Origin of the sequence: Helicobacter pylori SA221C, from assembly GCF_000476855.1 — a bacterium.
GTDB lineage: Bacteria > Campylobacterota > Campylobacteria > Campylobacterales > Helicobacteraceae > Helicobacter > Helicobacter pylori_DK.
This window is the reverse complement of the sequence record NZ_CBPT010000016.1, coordinates 1-18,466: the sequence shown is the minus strand read 5'-3', so window position 1 is coordinate 18,466 and position 18,466 is coordinate 1. Positions and strand designations below refer to the sequence as shown.

Sequence of the window (18,466 nt, the reverse complement as noted above, 5' to 3'; positions counted from 1 at the left end):
CCCCCTTTCTTAGAATGAATACCCATAAGACCAATAAACGCTATAAGGACGGAAATACTTCACGGTAGTCCCTACGGATTTGTAATAAGTGTTATAAATCGTAGGCACCACTACGCCAAATTCCACCGTGTGCTGGTTGTGGCGGTTGGATTTCCCGTCCAACTTACCGAAGTTCATCCTCATACCGAAGTCAAAGAGAAACTGGAAGTGCGTGTTATTGATTTTCCCATGCAATTTCACATTGGGATCATCTCTGAGCGTGGATTGGAAAGTCTCACCGGCCAATTGGATACCGCTAAAAAAGCCCATATCCACAGAGCGGTTTTGATAGGAGCGGCTAAAGATATTATACAACACATCAGTCCCCACCCCATAAGTGTATAACCCTACATTATTTTGAGTGGATCTAAAGCCCACGCTCGCTCCGTTATAAGAAAAGAAACCATAATAGCGCAAACCGATATTCCTTTTCTTCCCGAAGAATTGCTTATAGCCTATTTTGGTGTAAAACCCATTTAAAATGTTCGTTGCACGGCTGTTCCCGGCTCTGAATTGGGGCAAGTAAGGCATGCTTCTCACTTGATTATTGAGCGCATTGATTTTATCCAAAGTTACTTGCGCGTTATAAAGAGCGTTAGGGAGCTGACTAGCGCGCCCTTGCACAGCGTTAGCTTGGTTGGAGTTTATCCCAGCGCTATTAACCGCGCTCCCGCTAATGGTGTTTTTAGTGAGCTCGTTATAAACCAATTGAGATTGATCAATAATGCCTTGCACCAAACCTGTAAAAGCGGCTGAATTGAATTCTTTATTCCCAATGTTAGCAGCTACAGCGGAGTTGAAAGCTTCTAAGAGCAATTCATCTTGCTTGAGCAAGTTCGCTGCGTTATTGAGAATATTTTGTTGGCCTTGAAGGTATTGAATGGCTTGTTGAGAGTAAGTTTGACTATCTGAACCAGTCGCACCATTAGTATTACTACCAGTTCCATTCTTAGCCTCTAAAGCCTTATTCATCGCATTAAAAAACACATTCCCCGCATTCAAGTAGGTGAGCTGTTGTTGCATGTTGGGGAAATTGGTGTTCGTGCCGTAGTTAGTCTGGCTGCCGATCGTGCTTAAAATCCTATCAGTCAAGCTAGGGAGCCAGTAATAGCCCGCAGCGGTGCAAGCGCTTTGAGTGTTAAGAGATGTGCCACCAGCCGTCCCTGCAGCCGCGCAAGTCCCAGAGCTTACCGCACCACTTAAAAGAGCGTTCGCAGACACATCGTTACTATTGAGTTTCGTGGGATACGCCCCTAAAAGCGAATAAAGGTATTGGGAGAAAGCGTTACTCAACGCCCCTGCGACATTGCCTCCGGTGTTGTTGTTTAAAATGTTGTTCGTTACATCAGCGTTAAGCTCTCTGGCGAGTTCGTCGCTTTTAGCGCCGCCTGGGTTTTGGACATCTTGCATGACTTGCCCAAGTTGATAACCGACGGTGAAAAACCCTCCATCATCTTCGGCATAACTTATGCTAGCGCAAAGGGCTAGACTAAGAAACAGCGTTCTATTCTTTTTTATCATAATTTTCCTTATCAATGGGATGCTCCTTGATTGAGTTTAAATTTGGGATTTAGTTACATCAGAGCTTGTAAATAATGTTTAGTAATACAAATTGTTAGATGTAATTGTGATATTTTCACATAATGAAAATTAAACTAACCTTAAAAATCCCCTTAAAACCCCCTTATAAAGGAAATAAAGTTACAGCAATTGGAACGTTTTTTACAAAAAAAAAAATGGGATTTCATGGGGGGATTAGCCTTAATTTTTGGGGTTTTACAAACGCTTTTTGGTATTCTTTGGTTTTTTAATGTAAAATCACGCCAACGCAAATAGTCATTTTAGGTTTCTCTTTTGTTGTGAAAATTTGGAGCATGTTAGGGTCTAATAGTGGGTGGTTACCCCAAAAGGAGATAACCGACTATGAGATTATTAGTAATCATAGTTTTAATGACCATCGCAACGCCACTATACTAAAATTTTGGCTCTAGTGCAAGCTAGAGTTAAAATCTTACTAGCGTTTTTTTGTATTTTTCTTACATCTCATAAAAATCCCATTATAATACTCATTAAACAAACAATACAAAAACCAATTTTATTTTGAATCAGGTTTCAAAAGCCCCGCTTCATACAAAAACACCGAAGGCTTATGCTCTTTAGGTTTGGCGTTTTCCCTCAATTCGTTTTTTGCATAAGAAAGCCATAAATTTTCCTTAGCCCTTGTGATAGCGACATAAAAAAGCCGCCGCTCTTCTTCAATGCCCCCACCGGTATTCATGAGCTTGTGGTTAGGGAAACGGCCCTCCATTAAATCTATAATATAAACGTCTTTAAATTCTAAGCCTTTAGAAGCATGCACGCTTAATAGATTCACGCCCTCACCTTGCGTGGCTTCACTAGAACCTATTAAAGTGCCGTTTAAAAAACGCCCTAAATTTTGGTAATTTTTCGCCAAAGAGCTCAGCAAGTCCATTTTTTCATTGAAGCGTTTTTGCGCTTGGAGTTTTTTAAACTCGTTATAAGAGCCGTCCTTATTTTTGGATCGCTCTTTTAAAAGGCGTGTTTTAAAGGTTTGAAAAAACGCGCTTTCTATAATGTGTTTGATTAAAGCGCTAGGGGAATGGGTAGGGGCTTTGGTATAAAGAGTGAAAAAATCGCTGAGCGTTTTAGCCCCATTGAGTGAGATTTTAGAATGCATCAACACTGGGTGCGAATGAAACGCTTTATCTATCACGCTATTAAACCTTGAGCTGTTTTCTAGGGCAAAAATTTCTTCAAAAAGCCCCATAGAGGTGATTTCTTTTTTCTTCGTGTAAATTTTGGCTTCTTTATTAGGCTGAATTAAAGCCGATTTGAGATCGCCATTGCCTAAAAGCATCAAGGCCTCATGAATGTCTTTAGCGGTGTTAGAGCCAATATCGCTGATATAGCTTAAAACATGAATGGCTGCCATAATGTCTTTAGGGTTAAAGATGAGCGCGCAAATATCTAACGCTAACGCCACTTCTTTGGATTCAAAAAAGCTCGCGCTCCCTTTTCTTTTGCTTGGCACATTGTAAGATCTTAAAGCGGCTTCTAATTGATCCGCGCTCGCGTTATTCCTAAAAATCACTGCCACTTCTTTAAAATCCTTTCGCATGACAATGCGTTTAGCGATGTCTTGGCATTGCGCGATATTGTCGTTGTAATTTAAAAGCGTGGGTTTATTGAAATGCCCTGATTTCACTACTTCTAAATTTTTAGGGTAAATGCGCTCGTTGCGCTGTATCACTTGATTAGCGAGATCTAAAATCTCTTTAGAAGAGCGGTAGTTTTTAGTGAGCGTGAAAACCCGGGCGTTTTTGTATTTTTGAGTGAAATTAGAAATGATAGAAATATCCGCCCCATTAAAAGCGTAAATGCTCTGATCGTAATCGCCCACGCAAAACAAACTGGGAGGGTTGATAGCGTCTAAAATGGATTCTTGTAAGGGGTTAGTGTCTTGAAACTCATCGCAAAGCACTTCTTTATAAGGGCTAGATCTTTCTAGCATCGCTTTTTTAAACAGCAGTAATAAGTCGTTATAGTCAATATAATTATGCTTTTTTTTGGTGTTTTCAAACTCTTCTAAAATGTTTTCATAAAAGGCGGCGTATGGCATGTGTTCAGGGTTTTTATGAGAAAGCCATGCGCTAAAATCTTCTTGTTTTAGAGCGTTGGTATAAAGAGAATAGAGGGCGTAGAGATGCTGTGAAGTGTAGGGCTTTTTATCGTCATCTATGGCGTTTTTAGTGTCCACAATGCTTTCTAAAAGTTTTCTCAATTCTTTAGGTTGCTTTAGGCTTAAATTAGGGTAATGCTCTTTTAAATAGCGATACGCCACCGCATGGAAAGTGCCCGCTTCAATTTTGGAGCTTGATTTAAAATATTTAGCCACCCTGGCAATCATTTCATTACTCGCTTTATTGGTGAAAGTCAAAAGCAAGATTTCTTCAGGCTTGATGCCGTTATCAAGCAGGTATAAAATGCGCCCCACAATCGTAGAAGTCTTTCCTGTGCCAGCGCTTGCAATCACTAAATTATACCCTTTCAAAGCTGAAGCCGCTTTTTTTTGCTCAGGGTTTAATTGCAAAGTTTCTAACAAGTTTTACCCTCATTTAAAAAGTCTTTAGGCAAAAGAGCGTTTTCTAAAGAGCGCTGCGAAAACAAAAAACGCCCACCACACACAAAGCCTAATTCTTGCCAGTTGATAGCGTTGAGTTTGTCGCAGAGGTTTTGTAAATCTAGGTTTTGGTTATAAGGGAATAGCGCTAAAATAGAGCCGTCATAATTAGGGCATTGGTGGATAAAAAAGGGGTTTTTTTGGCGCGTTTTGGTGTTGACATAAATGCGTTTTTTAGGGGATATGTGGTGCATTCTCCCCCATTTGTACCAATTGGTTTCATTGAATTTTTTAATCTTTCTTTGCATTAAGCTGTCTTTATGCTGGAGTAAATAATCATTAGGCTTATTGACAAAAACCATTTTCTCTAAAACATGGGTTCTTTTTGTGATTGAGGTGACAAATTCTAAATTCCCGTATTTTTCATTTTTAAAAATCTTATCGCACCCACTCACTGCCCCCACTTTAACCTGAAAAACCTCGCTTAATTTTTGCGTGTAAGATTGGTTGAGAAAATATAAAATGCCTTTTTTGCACAAAAATTGCAAACCATCGTTGGCGATTCTACTGAAATCGCCCTTACAAAAACGAAAAATCACGCAATTAGGCATGGCGTTTGGGAAAACCTTTTGATCGCCTAATTCAAAAAAATGCGTTATCGTGCCTTCTTTGTAAATCCATTCGTTTAATTTCACGCTAGAAGTGGATTTTAAAAAATCCCTTGGGGTGATGAAAATCAATTCGCCTTTAGGTTTTAAATGCTTGATCGCTTTTTCTATGAAAAACAAGTATAGATTACTCCTTTCATCAAAAAGGCTGTAATTGAGTTTTTCTTTAGTGTTTGGCGCAATATCCTTGTGCTTGACATAGGGCGGGTTGCCAATAATGGTGTCAAATTGATTTTCTAAAGGGTAGTCAAAAAAGTCCATGCAAAGGGCATTTTTAGGGCAGATTTTAGGATCGATTTCAATCCCTACAGCCTTTTTTAAGCGCTTTAAAAAACTCCCATCGCCTGCACTTGGCTCTAAAACACTCCCTTGATTGTGTTTGAGAGTGAGCATGAAATCCACTATCTTTTTAGGGGTGAAAACCTGCCCTAAGGTTTTAATGTCTAAATTATTCAAAAAATTCTCCAAAAACTTCTTTGAACGCTAAATAAATATTAGCCCTTAGAGTTACACTTTTAGCTAAAGCGCTTAAGATAAAGTTTTTACTTTCTGTAAAGTTTCTTTGAACGATTTCTCTGTTGTTATCCCACTTGCATTGAAAAGGCAAGTTATTACCATTGGGTTGGAGGGTTTGAATACCCTTTAAAGAATTGATAAAAATATCTTTAGGATCGTTTTTGTTGATAATCAAAAAATAATAGTCTCTATCGGTGTTTTTGCCCAAGTCTTTATGAAGTTTTTGAAAGTATTTTTCCCATGCAATTTCATTATTGAACGCCGGCAATAAGCCACACAACGCATAATAAATCCCTAATTTACAATTAAGATTGTCAGCGGTTTTTGTGGTGGTGATTTTAATATTGACAGGATAAAAAATATCGTTTTCTTCAAAACTAAAATCCCACCACTCTCTGGCTTTTGGTAGTTGGATAGGAAAATAATCCTTAATGGTGTTTAAAATTTCTTCTTCATTGACCGATGAATTTAATCGCCCATCTTGTAAGGGTTGAGACAAATGATAAGGGTTTGTTTTTAAAAATTCTGCAATTTCATTAAGCTGTGTGGGTATCATTAAATATCCTTATTGAAAAGGATATTTTACCACACTCCTTATTTCAGCCTTTTATTTTTTCAAGCTAATGGCTTCTTTAATCATGTCATCGCCCGCGCCAAAGGCTCTAGCGTTCATGGAATAGCCTCTTTGCATTAAAATGAGATTGGTTAGGGCGTTCCCGGCATTCACGTTGCTCGTTTCTAAATATTTGTGCCTGATTTTCCCAAATTTGAGCTTGCCCTCTTCGTCCCACCCTAAAATGGGGTTACCGCTTAGGGGTCTGTTTTCGCCATTAATGGTGCCTTCTTGCATTTCATAGAGGTTACCGCCGATTTTCCTTAGGCCTTGATCGTTAGTGAAAGCCAAAATACCGATGCGAGCGACCGGCTCTACCACCCCATTACTAAAAGCTAGAGAAATCACGCCATTTTCTTCAATGCGCATGTCTCTAAAAATGCCCCTAGGCTTGCCGTCTTGACTCGCTTCTAAGAGTTTAGAATCTTGGTAAGACAAATCGCTAGAATCATGGTTTTCGCTCTTATCCAAAGAGTAGGTGAGCTTATTACCCTTAAAATCCAAAGTCATGGGGGCGGATTTCATTTTATGCGTGGCTGAATCAAAGCCGACAATTTCCCAAGTAGGATCATTGATAGGGGTTTTGTTTTTGGGATCGACGATGTAGCTTTTCACTTCCCAAGTTTGGTTTTTCCTTTTACTCGTGGGGCTTGATGTGGGATCGTTGGAATTAGTCATGTAATATTCGCTTTGGAGCAAGTATTTATCCCCGGCTTTATCATAAATATCCACTTCTGTGCTGTAATAAGGGATTTTAATCGCCACTGAATCCCTGCTAATGCCCTTTTTCAATTCCATTCCGTTCGCGTTCAAGCCCAATTTATCCGCAATGCCCCCACTCAAACTGAAAGTGATGGGCGTTTCGCTAGGATTAGCGATCTCTAATAAAAGGGGGGGGCTTTTGGCGTCTTTTTCGCTTTTGATGAGGTTTAGGTCTAGCCCGGTTTTTTCTTTAAGGAGTTTTTGCAAATCGCCTAAGGTTTTGAATTGGTTTTCGCCTTTTTCAGCGTCCCCATAAGTGAAAACAAAATCTTCTTTTTTGCCATTTTCTTTTTGGATACTGATGTTTAATTTACGATTAGTGATCGCATCTATGGGCTCGTTATCGTCATTCGCTAAGGCGTTAATATCCTGGTTTAAAAAACGCTCTTTAATGATTTCGCCCTTGTCGTTTAAGAAAAAATCTTGCACGCCCTTTAAATGGTCTTTAGGGTTTAGATTCACGCTGATATTCACTTTCGTGCTAAGCACCGGCTGGTAAGTCAAATCCTGGGGGATTTGTAAGGGCGAAAGGGTGTTGCCATGCAATTTTTCAATGTCTTCATCTCTAGCGGTGGAATTGAGCGTGCCGTCTTTGATTTTTTTCAAATCAATACCATAGACATAATAGCCCTCAGGGGTTACTAAATAGCCATCGGCGTCTCGTGCGAAATTGCCGGCGCGCGTTAAGAAATTATCCTGTTTTTTGCTAAAGCCGTCTTTATTGATGGTCATTTCCCCATTTTTATTGGGCCCTATCACAAACCAGCCCTTGCCTTGATACGCCATGTGGAATTCCCCCTCACTTGGCATGTATTCGCCGTCCTTATTAGAAAGGACATTGCCTGAGCCTGTAACGCCGTAATTTCGGTCGTTAGCCACAACGGATTTGGCGTTCAAAGCGTCTAAATGCGAAGAAAACAGGGTCTTAAACTCCGGATCATTGGAGCGATAGCCTAAAGTATTGACATTGGCGATATTGTTTGAAAGGCTGTCAATGCCAAACTGGTGGGTTTTGATCCCGCTATAAGCGTTTAATAAGGTGTCGTTCATGCTGTCTCTTTAGGGGGGGTTTGGGGTTTTTGATCAAGGGGCTTTTGATCAAGCGGTTTTTGTTCAGAGATTTTCTGTTCAAGGGCTTTTTGATCAGAGAGTTTTTGATCAAGCGGTTTTTGTTCAGAGATTTTCTGTTCAAGGGCTTTTTGATCAGAGAGTTTTTGAGGCTTCTGATCAGAGAGTTTTTGATCTAGCGGTTTTTGATCCGGTTTGTAAAACTCTATCGCGCTGTCTATGGGTAAAATCATTTCGCCCATTCTTAACATGGGTTTGCCTTTATCAAAAATCACGCTCTCCACTTCGCCCCTACCAATACGCGTTTGCAAATACTGCTTGCTGTGAGAGTCTAGATTGTATTCAGCCTTGATCTTGTAATTGCCTTTAGGGACTTTTTCGCCCTTTTCGTTTGTGCCGTCCCATTCAAAATTAATATACCCCTTTTGCCCGTTATAATCTTTTAAAGGAATCGTTTTGACTAATTCATTGTTTTCGTTTAGGATTTGAATCGCTGGCACTCCTTTAGAAGCGTCAATTTTTTCATCAAAAAAGAGCGAGAAAGAAAGCTTGTTATTGCCATCAAAATTCGCCCCGCTCACATCGGTTTCAGCGATCTTGCCTATCATGCTCACAGAATTGAGGGCTGTTACTTCCCTTAAAGCGTTATTAGCTTTTAAGCTATCGTCCATGCCCTTATTCAGGTTTTCCATGGTGTCTTTTAAAGCACCTTGAAAGTCTTTTAAAGATTCGTTAGTTTCTTTATTGGATTTCATCGCGCTAGCGACTTCTTGCATGGTTTTTTTGTTTTCTTCTTGCATTTCCACTTGCGTGAGTTGCGCGGTTTGGGTGATGATTTTATCCGTTTCCATAGGAGCGGTGGGGTCTTGATTCTTCAATTGCTCTAAAAAGAGTTTCATGAAAGCGTCTTTATCCAACCCGTTAGCGATTTGTGGCTGCTCTTTTTTCCTTTCTTGCGCGGCTTTGGCTCCTGTAACTTCTGCTAAATCAATGGCCATGATCTCTTCCTTATTAAAGATATCTTATTATAGAGCAAACTTGCTTAAAATCACGCATAAAGAGTGATTTGCATGCTCGTTTCTTTGTTTTCATGGTCCGTATTCTCTTGGTAGCTTTTTAGGGCGTTTTCTTTTAGGGGGGTTGATTCCTGCTCTTTGAATAGCTCTCTTAGTTGCTCTCTTAGTTGCTCTTTAGAAGAATCTTGCGAAAAGCTCAAATCCACCCCTTCAAAACCTAAAGCGTTCAGGCTGTTTTTGAGATCTTGTTGGTTATCCAAAAAGGTTTGCAAGCTGTTGTTATGAGAAATCACGCTCACTTTAAGGTTTTTACCCACTTTTTGAATAATCACTTCAACCTTGCCCAATTCCTTAGGGAATAAATCCATAGAGATCCTACTCATGGGGGGTTTGTATTCTTGGATTTCTTGCTTTAATTGTTGGGTGAAATGCTTGATCGTCTCTTTAGGGGCGATGCTTTTATTCTCGTTTGTCTTATCGCTAGCTTGGGCGTTTTGCGCGTTTTGAGCGCTGTTATTAGTTTCTTTAGTTTTTTCTTTATTATCGCTTGCTTCTTTAGTTGTTTCTTCTTTTTCTAGGGGCGTTGGAATATTATCGTTAGGGGGAGGGTTAGCTCCTATTAAAGGCATTAAAGGGGGCGTTTTAAGGGGGATTTTAGGGGCATTTTCTGGCGTCGCGCTTGGGGCTGTAGTTTGGGTTTTAGTTTGGGTTTTTTCTGGCTTTTTTTTAGAAAGCGTTTTATCTCTTTTAATGGCGTTCATTGGTAAAGCTTCCTTTAAAGGGGGCGTTTTTTTTTCATTATTTGGGGGGTTTGCGTGTTCTTTATTTTGCGGTTCTTTTTTTTCTAAGGATTGCAAAACGCTAGAAAGGTTGGCGGTGTTTTTAGCGTCGTTCTTTGCAAGGGTGTGGTTAGTGGGCGTTTGCGTTGTTTTCAAAGCAAGCTGATCGCTTGCATTTAAGGGGGTTTTATTTTCTGGAGTTGTGGCCGCTTGAATGTTGCTAGCGTTTAAGTCATGTTTTTGGCTGAGCGTTTGGATGTCTTTAAGGGTTTTTGGATCTTTTTTAGTGTCAGTAGGGGCTGTGGGGTTTTTGATAGCGTTATTAGCGTGATTGGGAGTTATGGGGTTTTTATTGGTTAAGTTGGCTTGATGAGTGTTAGAAGTAACTTCGTTAGGCTTTTTTCCATTTTTGTTTAAAGTTTCGTTAGGGGTTTTGGGGTTAGTTTCATTAGCCTCATGGGTTTCATGTTGAGTCTCATGTGGGGCTGTTGGGTGGGTTTTTGGGCGGTTGAGCCAATCTTTTAGGGTAGGGGCTTGTTGGTCTTTAGCGAAATCTTGAGCGTGTTGGGGCTGTAGGGTAGGGGTTTTTTCAAGCGTTTTAGCGTCCTCTTTAGCGTCTTGGGGCGTGGCTTTTAAAGCGTTAGGATTTTCTTTAGAGGCGGTTTTGTCTTTAGAGATCTTTTGGTTTAAGATCTTACTGAAATCCTTTGATGCGCTTTTAGGGGCGTTTTTGGTGTCTTTAACTTCGTTTTTCGCTCCGCTATTCAAAGTGCTTGCGTTGGCACTTGCGTTGGTGTGAATGGGATTAATAGGAGATGGCATGACTATCCTTTAAAACAACTCTTTTATTTTACATGGTGGGAGTCAAGCAAAAAGAGTTCCTTAAGACGCGTGATCAAATCTAAAAATGCTAAAGGTGTTTTTTAAAACGAAAAACCCCATTTTTTAAAAATAAAAGTTGTCGTTATTCGCGCTTAATGAGAACAGAGGTTTTTAAAACTATGGTTTCGTTTAGGTTTAATTAAAATTTGCTACAATTAAATAAAAACGATAATTTTAGGGAGATTGGCGTGCAAGGTTTATGGATTTATCCAGAGAATATGGAAGTTTTAGGGGTTGCTTGTAAGAGCCTTTTAAAAGCATTGAAGCCTCGTTATCAAAAAATCGCCTTGTTTTCACCCATTAATGGGGGGTGTGAGGGCTTTGGGGAGTGCGAGGGTCTAAGCTCTTTAGAGGTTCATAGCGCCATAGACAAACAAAAGGCTTTAGAGCTTGTAAGCACCGCTCAAGAAGAGTTACTATTTGAAACGATTCTCAAACGCTATGATGAATTACAATCCACGCATGATTTTGTCATTAATTTAGGGTATGCGCCGAAGTTTTTCTTAAACGCTCTTTTAGATTTAAACACCATTTTAGCCAAGCATTTAAACGCTCCTGTGGTGGCCGTCGCGCAAACGAGTTTGGATCATTTGAAAGCCATGCACTCTCATATTCTTAAAAAAGAAGCTCCTTTCGCTGTAGGGCTATTTGCGGGCGAAACGCTTGAAAAACCACATTTTTTAAGCGCGTCTCTTTGCAAGCAACAATGCGAATTAGAAGCGAGCGTGATTGAAAGCGTGTTGCAAACAAAAAGCGAGATTATTACCCCTTTAGCCTTTCAAAGGAGTTTGGAAAAAAAGGCTAAAAAGCAGATTAAAAAAGTGGTTTTACCCGAGAGCGAAGATGAAAGGATTTTGAAAGCCGCGCATCGTTTGAACGCTATGGGCGCGGTGGGATTGATCTTATTAGGCGATGAAAAAACGATCCACTCTCAAGCGAAAAATCTCAACTTGAATTTAGAAAACATTGAAATCATAGACCCAAACACTTCTAGCTATAAAGAAGAATTTGCTAATCATTTGTATGAATTGAGAAAATCAAAAGGCTTGAATCAGCAAGAGGCCCAACAATTAGTGTTGGATAAGACTTATTTTGCGACCATGCTCGTGCATTTAGGATACGCGCATGCCATGGTTTCTGGGGTGAATCACACCACGGCTGACACCATTAGACCCGCTTTGCAAATCATTAAAACTAAGCCTGGCGTGAGCTTGGTTTCAAGCGTGTTTTTAATGTGTTTGGACACTCAAGTGCTAGTCTTTGGGGATTGCGCGATTATCCCTAACCCTAGCCCTAAGGAATTAGCTGAAATCGCGACAACTTCTGCACAAACCGCCAAGCAATTTAATATCACGCCTAAAGTGGCGATGCTTTCTTATGCGACAGGCAATTCCGCTCAAGGCGAAATGATAGACAAAATCAACGAAGCTTTAAAAATCGCGCATCGTATCGATCCCCAATTAGAAATGGATGGTCCTTTACAATTTGATGCCTCTATAGACAAAGGCGTAGCGAAGAAAAAAATGCCAAACAGCCAAGTGGCCGGGCAAGCTAGCGTTTTTATTTTCCCAGATTTAAACGCCGGGAACATCGCTTACAAAGCGGTGCAACGAAGCGCTAAAGCCGTGGCGATAGGGCCTATTTTGCAAGGCTTGAACAAGCCCATTAACGATTTGAGTAGGGGCGCTTTAGTGGAAGATATTGTTAACACTGTTTTGATTAGCGCCATTCAAGCGCAAGATTAATGGATTAGGAGAAATTGATGGAAATTTTAGTTTTGAATCTGGGCAGTTCGTCTATTAAGTTTAAATTGTTTGACATGAAAGAAAACAAGCCCTTAGCGAGCGGTTTAGCCGAAAAAATTGGCGAAGAAATAGGGCAATTGAAAATCAAATCGCATTTGCACCATAACGATCAAGAGCTTAAAGAAAAGCTTGTGATTAAAGATCATGCGAGCGGGCTTTTAATGATTCGTGAGAATTTAACGAAAATGGGGATCATCAAAGATTTTAACCAAATTGACGCTATAGGGCATCGTGTGGTTCAAGGGGGGGATAAATTCCATGCCCCGGTCTTAGTGAATGAATTAGTCATGCAAGAAATCGGTAAGCTTTCTATTTTAGCCCCCTTGCACAACCCGGCGAATTTGGCCGGTATTGAATTTGTCCAAAAAGCGCACCCCCATATCCCTCAAATCGCCGTTTTTGACACCGCATTCCATGCCACTATGCCTAATTACGCTTACATGTATGCTTTACCTTATGAATTGTATGAAAAGTATCAGATCCGGCGTTATGGTTTCCATGGGACTTCGCACCATTATGTCGCTAAAGAGGCGGCGAAATTTTTAAATATCCCTTATGAGAAGTTTAACGCTATCAGTTTGCATTTAGGGAACGGCTCAAGTGCAGCAGCCATTAAAAAGGGTAAAAGCGTGGACACTTCTATGGGGTTAACCCCACTAGAGGGCTTGATTATGGGCACAAGGTGTGGGGATATTGACCCCACTGTGGTGGAATATATTGCGCAATGCGCTAATAAGAGCTTAGAAGAAGTGATGAAAATCCTAAACCATGAAAGCGGTTTGAAAGGCGTTTGTGGGGATAATGAGAAACATAGAAGCCAGAAAGGAAAAAGGCGATAAACAAGCCAAACTCGCTTTTGAAATGTGTGCTTATCGCATTAAAAAGCACATTGGGGCTTACATGGTGGCTTTAGGGAGGGTGGATGCGATCATCTTTACCGGAGGGATGGGGGAAAATTACCCCGCTTTAAGAGAGAGCGTGTGCGAGCGGTTGGAAAATTTAGGGATCGCTTTACACAAGCCCACGAACGACAATCCGGGTAATGGGCTAGTGAATTTAAGCCAGCCTAATACTAAAGTCCAAATTTTACGAATCCCTACTGATGAAGAGCTAGAAATCGCTTTGCAAACCAAAAAGGTTTTGGAAAAAACAGAATAAAGAATTATTTAAGAAATCTATAAGAAATTTTTGGGTAAAAAATTAGCTTTCTTAAATTAAGTTCTAAATTAAGAAAATATCACACTAGGAGTTTTTGATGGAAGTGGTTCATTTTTTAGAGGGCGTTTGTTTTGAGAAACTTCATATTGAAGCGTTGAGTGAAAATTCTTCCAATAAGGAAATCCGCATTTGCATGCCCAAAGGAGCGATCATGGACAAACACAAAGCCCCAGGGGCTATTAGCGTGCAGGTTTTAGAGGGCAAAATCATTTTTGAAGCAGAAAATGAAAAAATAGAAATGCCTAAGGGAGCGTTAATCAGCTTAGAAGCTCAAGTTTTGCATCGTTTGGACGCTTTAGAAAATAGCGTTATAAGATTGTCTTTAAGTAAAAAATAAGGAAATGAAATGATGAAAGTTGTTTTCATGAATGTTTGGTATTTGCTTTTAACCATCATTTTATTAATCATTATATGGAGGATCATTAAATTAGTCTTAAAAGATAAAGATGATAGCAACGAAAAAGGCTAAAATAAGCGGATTTTTCTAAAAAATTAGCTTAAGAGGATAAAAAAGTTGTTAAATAATAGCCGTTTAATTAAGCACGCTACAATACGAAAATTTTAAAAAAAGGAACAAACATGAGCGAGCAACGAAAAGAATCGTTACAAAATAACCCTAATTTGAGTAAAAAAGATGTCAAAATCGTGGAAAAGATTTTGAGTAAAAACGACATTAAAGCCGCTGAAATGAAAGAACGCTATTTAGAAGAAGGGCTGTATGTGTTGAATTTCATGAGCTCTCCTGGCAGCGGTAAAACCACGATGCTAGAAAATCTAGCGGATTTTAAAGACTTCAAGTTTTGCGTGGTAGAGGGCGATTTGCAAACCAATAGAGATGCGGACAGATTGCGTAAAAAAGGCGTGAGCGCGCACCAAATCACCACCGGTGAAGCGTGCCATTTGGAAGCGAGCATGATTGAAGGGGCGTTTGATTTGCTCAAAAATGAGGGAGCGTTAGAAAAAAGCGATTTTTTAATCATTGAAAATGTAGGGAATTTGGTTTGCCCTTCAAGCTATAATTTAGGGGCGGCGATGAATATCGTTTTACTTTCCGTTCCAGAGGGCGATGATAAGGTGCTAAAATACCCTACGATGTTTATGTGTGCAGATGCAGTCATTATCAGCAAAGCGGACATGATTGAAGTGTTTAATTTTAGGGTTTCTCAAGTCAAAGAAGACATGCAAAAATTAAAGCCTGAAGCCCCCATTTTTTTAATGAGCTCCAAAGACCCTAAAAGTTTGGAAGATTTTAAAAATTTTCTTTTAGAAAAAAAGCGTGAAAATTACCAATCCACGCATTCGTTTTAATGTGTTTAGCGATCCCTTCTAAAGTCATAGCCATTAAGGACAATGTGGCTCTTTTAGAAACTTTAGGCGTTCAAAGAGAAGCGAGCTTGGATTTAATGGGCGAGTCTGTTAAAGTGGGCGATTATGTGCTGTTGCACATCGGCTATGTGATGAGTAAGATTGATGAAAAAGAAGCCCTAGAATCCATTGAACTCTATCAAGAAATGATCGCCAAAATGAACGAAACGCATGAATAACGAAGTGCATGAATAATTATAATGAGCGTTGATCATCTCATTTCGCCTTTTAGAGACAAGCAAACCATTTTAGCGCTCTCTGATGCAATCAAAAAACTCGCCTCCAAACTCACAAAAAAATTAGTCATCATGGAAGTGTGCGGAGGGCATACGCATTCCATCATGAAATACGGGCTTTTGGATTTGATGCCTAAAAATTTAGAGTTTGTGCATGGGCCAGGCTGCCCGGTGTGCGTGATGCCAAGAGCGCGCCTTGATGAAGCTTATGAGCTAGCTAGCATGAAAGATAGCGTGATTTTAAGTTTAGGGGATATGATGAAAGTCCCTGGGAGCTATGGGAGTTTGATACAAGCGAGAGAAAAGGGGCTAGATGCACGCTTTTTGTATTCGCCCATGCAAGCTTTAGAAGTCGCTAAAGAAAATCCGCATAAAAAAGTCATTTATTTTGCGATCGGTTTTGAAACCACCACGCCCATGACGGCGAGCGTTTTATTGAATGCAAAAAAAGAAAAATTAAAAAATCTTTTTTTCCACATCAACCACATTTTAGTGCCTCCAAGCGTGAGCGCGATTTTAGAAGATCCAGCATGCCGGATCAACGCCCTTTTAGCCCCTAGCCATGTGAGCGTGATCAGCGGCGCTTCAATCTACGCCCCTTTAGTGGAGCGTTTTAAACTCCCCATCATTGTGAGCGGTTTTGAGCCGGTGGATATATTAGAAAGCGTGTTAATGCTATTAAAACAAGCCCTAAACAAAGAATATAAGCTAGAAATCCAATATAAAAGAGCGGTGAGCTATTGGGGGAATACAAAAGCGCAAGGGCTAGTGGATGCATGCATGGAAATAAGAGAAAATTTTGAATGGAGGGGGTTGGGGAATATCAAAAACTCTGCTCTCAAACTTAAAGAAGAGTTTGCCTCTTATGACGCTGAAAAAGTCTTTAAAGAACACTTGAGCCACAAAATCACAAAAGAAAACAAAGCATGCAAATGCGCAGAGATCTTAAAAGGCAACGCCAAACCCCTAGATTGCTCGCTATTTGCTACAACTTGCACCCCACAAAATCCGATCGGCAGTTGCATGGTCAGCTCTGAGGGGGCGTGTGCGGCGTATTATCGTTACAAGCGTGTTTGAGCTTGAGAAATTGCTTTTTAGTGAAATCGCTCAAACCTTCGCAATTGACATCCACACTTTTAGGGGGTTTTTCTTTTTTTATAACCGGTTTTTGATAAGCCCTTTTTTTAACGCTCGCTTGGATTATCTTAAAATCAAAAGGGTAATTCAAAGCTTTTAGGATTTTTTGCGTTTCTTTAAAATGGGCTTTCAGGTGGTTGGTGTAATAGCCTTCTTCCATTTTAAAGGCTTTCAAATAACTAGGGTGCGTGAAATAGATTTTTAGGATTTGATTTTCTATTTTAGCGTATCTAAACCCAGACTTCAAATCCCCTAAAGCTTGAGAAACATAGTGCTTAATCGCTTCTCTTCGCTTGAGTTGGAGTTTTAAATTTTTAAGCGCAGAGGCTTGAGCGATTTTTTTTAAACAGCAAAAAGGTTTCTTTCTTTTTGAGATAGCGTTTATAAATGAGGGGGTCAAATCCGTTTTCCATGATGGAATTATAGCGTTTTAGCTTGACTTTTTTAAAAAGCTTTTGTATAATGTTTCTTTTATTTTGTTGTTGGGGTGTCGCCAAGCGGTAAGGCACCAGGTTTTGGTCCTGGCATTCCGAGGTTCGAATCCTTGCACCCCAGCCATTTTTTTTCCTTTATTAGCGTATCGCGGAGTAGAGCAGTCCGGTAGCTCGTTGGGCTCATAACCCAAAGGTCAGTGGTTCAAATCCATTCTCCGCAACCAATCTTTCAAATCACACCAAACGAAACAAAAAGCATCAAAAACAAAAAAATGACAAAATTTTTAAGAAAATGACAAAAAAAAAAAACGCTTTATGCTATAATACTCCAAATGCATTCTAATGCAAATGCATTCCAATGTATAAAATCCCTAATATTAAAATCCAATTTAATCTAAAAAGGAGAAAAAACATGAAAAAACACATCCTTTCATTGACTTTAGGCTCGCTTTTAGTTTCCGCATTGAGCGCTGAAGACGACGGCTTTTACACAAGCGTAGGCTATCAAATCGGTGAAGCCGCTCAAATGGTAACAAACACCAAAGGCATCCAACAGCTTTCAGAGAATTATGAAAAGCTGAACAATCTTTTGAATAATTACAGCACTCTAAACACCCTTATCAAATTATCCGCTGATCCGAGCGCGATTAACGACGCAAGGGATAATCTAGGCTCAAGCTCTAGGAATTTGCTTGATGTCAAAACCAACTCCCCAGCCTATCAAGCCGTGCTTTTAGCACTGAATGCTGCAGTGGGGTTGTGGCAAGTTACAAGCTACGCTTTTACTGCTTGTGGTCCTGGCAGTAACGAGAGCGCGAATGGGGGTATCCAAACTTTTAATAATGTGCCAGGACAAGATACGACGACCATCACTTGCAATTCGTATTATGAGCCAGGACATGGTGGGCCTATATCCACTGAAAATTATGCGAAAATCAATCAAGCCTATCAAATCATTCAAAAGGCTTTGACAGCCAATGGTTCTAATAATGGAGATGGGGTCCCCGTTTTAAGCAACACCACTACAAAACTTGATTTCACTATCAAAGGAGACAAAAGAACGGGGGGCGAACCAAATAAACCATTAATATACCGATGGAGCCATGGGAGAGCTATTTCAACCTCGTGGAATGGAGGAACATCAACACCAACAACAGAAAATATCAACACAGAAAATAACGCTCAAGAGCTTTTAAAACAAGCGAGCATCATTATCACTACCCTAAATGAGGCATGCCCAAACTTTCAGAATGGTGGTAGCGGTTATTGGCAAGGGATAAGCGGTAATGGGACAATGTGCGGGATGTTTAAGAATGAAATCAGCGCGATCCAAGGCATGATCGCTAACGCGCAAGAAGCTGTCGTGCAAAGCCAAATCGTTAGTGAAAACACGCAAAATCAAAACAACCTGGACACTGGAAAACCATTCAACCCTTACACAGACGCTAGCTTTGCACAAAGCATGCTCAAAAACGCTCAAGCCCAAGCAGAGATTTTAAACCAAGCCGAACAAGTGGTGAAAAACTTTGAAAAAATCCCTAAAAACTTTGTATCAGACTCTTTAGGGGTGTGTTATGAAGTGCAAGAGGGTGAGCGTAGGGGCACCAATCCAGGTCAGGTAACTCCTAACACTTGGGGAGCCGGTTGCGCCTATGTGGGGCAAACCATAACGAATCTAAAAAACAGCATCGCTCACTTTGGCACTGAAGCACAGCAGATACAGCAAGCCGAAAACATCGCTGACACTCTAGTGAATTTCAAATCCAGATACAATGAATTAGGGAATA

At 40.2% G+C, this 18,466-nt stretch carries 14 protein-coding genes, 2 tRNA genes and 2 pseudogenes; 10 read left to right on the top strand and 8 right to left on the bottom strand.

Translation table 11 applies throughout. From position 1 onward, the window contains the following. Positions 1-9: 9 nt before the first annotated feature. The 7 genes from alpA to fliK form a co-directional block, all read right to left on the bottom strand. On the bottom strand, positions 10-1,560 hold the full coding sequence (gene alpA / locus QU01_RS06930) for a Hop family adhesin AlpA (RefSeq protein WP_033763093.1): 1,551 nt from the start codon (positions 1,558-1,560) through the stop codon (positions 10-12). Between the two features lie 574 nt (positions 1,561-2,134). Next, positions 2,135-4,162, bottom strand: coding sequence for an ATP-dependent helicase (locus QU01_RS06920; protein ID WP_033763090.1), 2,028 nt, complete (start codon positions 4,160-4,162; stop codon positions 2,135-2,137). Beyond that, positions 4,156-5,316 carry an Eco57I restriction-modification methylase domain-containing protein gene (locus QU01_RS06915; protein ID WP_033763561.1) on the bottom strand — a complete coding sequence of 387 codons (1,161 nt, stop codon included), beginning with the start codon at positions 5,314-5,316 and terminating at the stop codon, positions 4,156-4,158. Before QU01_RS06915 ends, QU01_RS06920 begins: the two co-directional genes overlap by 7 nt. Beyond that, positions 5,297-5,920, bottom strand: coding sequence for a hypothetical protein (locus tag QU01_RS06910; protein ID WP_033763088.1), 624 nt, complete (start codon positions 5,918-5,920; stop codon positions 5,297-5,299). Before QU01_RS06910 ends, QU01_RS06915 begins: the two co-directional genes overlap by 20 nt. A gap of 51 nt (positions 5,921-5,971) precedes the next feature. Beyond that, positions 5,972-7,789, bottom strand: coding sequence for a flagellar hook protein FlgE (locus QU01_RS06905; RefSeq protein ID WP_033596255.1), 1,818 nt, complete (start codon positions 7,787-7,789; stop codon positions 5,972-5,974). Further along, positions 7,786-8,805 carry a flagellar hook assembly protein FlgD gene (flgD, locus tag QU01_RS06900; protein WP_033763086.1) on the bottom strand — a complete coding sequence of 340 codons (1,020 nt, stop codon included), beginning with the start codon at positions 8,803-8,805 and terminating at the stop codon, positions 7,786-7,788. The genes QU01_RS06905 and flgD overlap by 4 nt, the downstream gene beginning before the upstream one ends. 50 nt (positions 8,806-8,855) lie before the next feature. Further along, a complete protein-coding gene (gene fliK, locus QU01_RS06895) occupies positions 8,856-10,424 on the bottom strand; it encodes a flagellar hook-length control protein FliK (protein ID WP_033763084.1) in 1,569 nt (522 codons plus the stop codon). 248 nt (positions 10,425-10,672) lie between these two features. On the opposite strand from fliK, the gene pta reads away from it, so the two are divergent. The 7 genes and pseudogenes from pta to hypD all read left to right on the top strand — a co-directional run bounded on the left by pta (position 10,673) and on the right by hypD (position 16,185). Continuing rightward, the gene (gene pta / locus QU01_RS06890; protein ID WP_033763119.1) at positions 10,673-12,229 is read left to right on the top strand and encodes a phosphate acetyltransferase; all 1,557 of its coding nucleotides are present in this window, start codon (positions 10,673-10,675) and stop codon (positions 12,227-12,229) included. A 17-nt stretch (positions 12,230-12,246) separates the two neighbouring features. Then, positions 12,247-13,447, top strand: a pseudogene (locus QU01_RS06885) (acetate kinase). A 97-nt stretch (positions 13,448-13,544) separates the two neighbouring features. Continuing rightward, on the top strand, positions 13,545-13,844 hold the full coding sequence (locus QU01_RS06880) for a cupin domain-containing protein (RefSeq protein WP_033763082.1): 300 nt from the start codon (positions 13,545-13,547) through the stop codon (positions 13,842-13,844). Positions 13,845-13,853: 9 nt separating this feature from the next. After that, positions 13,854-13,976: a hypothetical protein gene (locus QU01_RS08450; protein ID WP_021435852.1), complete on the top strand. Its 123-nt coding sequence runs from the start codon at positions 13,854-13,856 to the stop codon at positions 13,974-13,976. 110 nt (positions 13,977-14,086) lie between these two features. Further along, on the top strand, positions 14,087-14,815 hold the full coding sequence (gene hypB / locus QU01_RS06870; RefSeq protein ID WP_033620152.1) for a hydrogenase nickel incorporation protein HypB: 729 nt from the start codon (positions 14,087-14,089) through the stop codon (positions 14,813-14,815). After that, the gene (locus QU01_RS06865) at positions 14,815-15,051 is read left to right on the top strand and encodes a HypC/HybG/HupF family hydrogenase formation chaperone (RefSeq protein WP_000335439.1); all 237 of its coding nucleotides are present in this window, start codon (positions 14,815-14,817) and stop codon (positions 15,049-15,051) included. Before hypB ends, QU01_RS06865 begins: the two co-directional genes overlap by 1 nt. 21 nt (positions 15,052-15,072) lie before the next feature. Next, positions 15,073-16,185, top strand: coding sequence for a hydrogenase formation protein HypD (hypD, locus tag QU01_RS06860; RefSeq protein WP_033763080.1), 1,113 nt, complete (start codon positions 15,073-15,075; stop codon positions 16,183-16,185). Here hypD and QU01_RS06855 read toward each other — a convergent pair. After that, positions 16,136-16,658: pseudogene (locus tag QU01_RS06855) on the bottom strand (hypothetical protein). The gene hypD and the pseudogene QU01_RS06855 sit on opposite strands and share 50 nt — an antisense overlap. Before the next feature lie 70 nt (positions 16,659-16,728). Here QU01_RS06855 and QU01_RS06850 point away from each other — a divergent pair. From QU01_RS06850 to QU01_RS06840, 3 genes are all read left to right on the top strand, one after another. Further along, positions 16,729-16,803, top strand: a tRNA-Gln gene (locus QU01_RS06850). Between the two features lie 23 nt (positions 16,804-16,826). Next, positions 16,827-16,903 (top strand) — tRNA-Met (locus QU01_RS06845). Positions 16,904-17,091: 188 nt separating this feature from the next. Further along, the coding region (locus QU01_RS06840) for a SabA family sialic acid-binding adhesin (RefSeq protein ID WP_033763077.1) at positions 17,092-18,466 on the top strand (1,375 nt) is incomplete at its 3' end.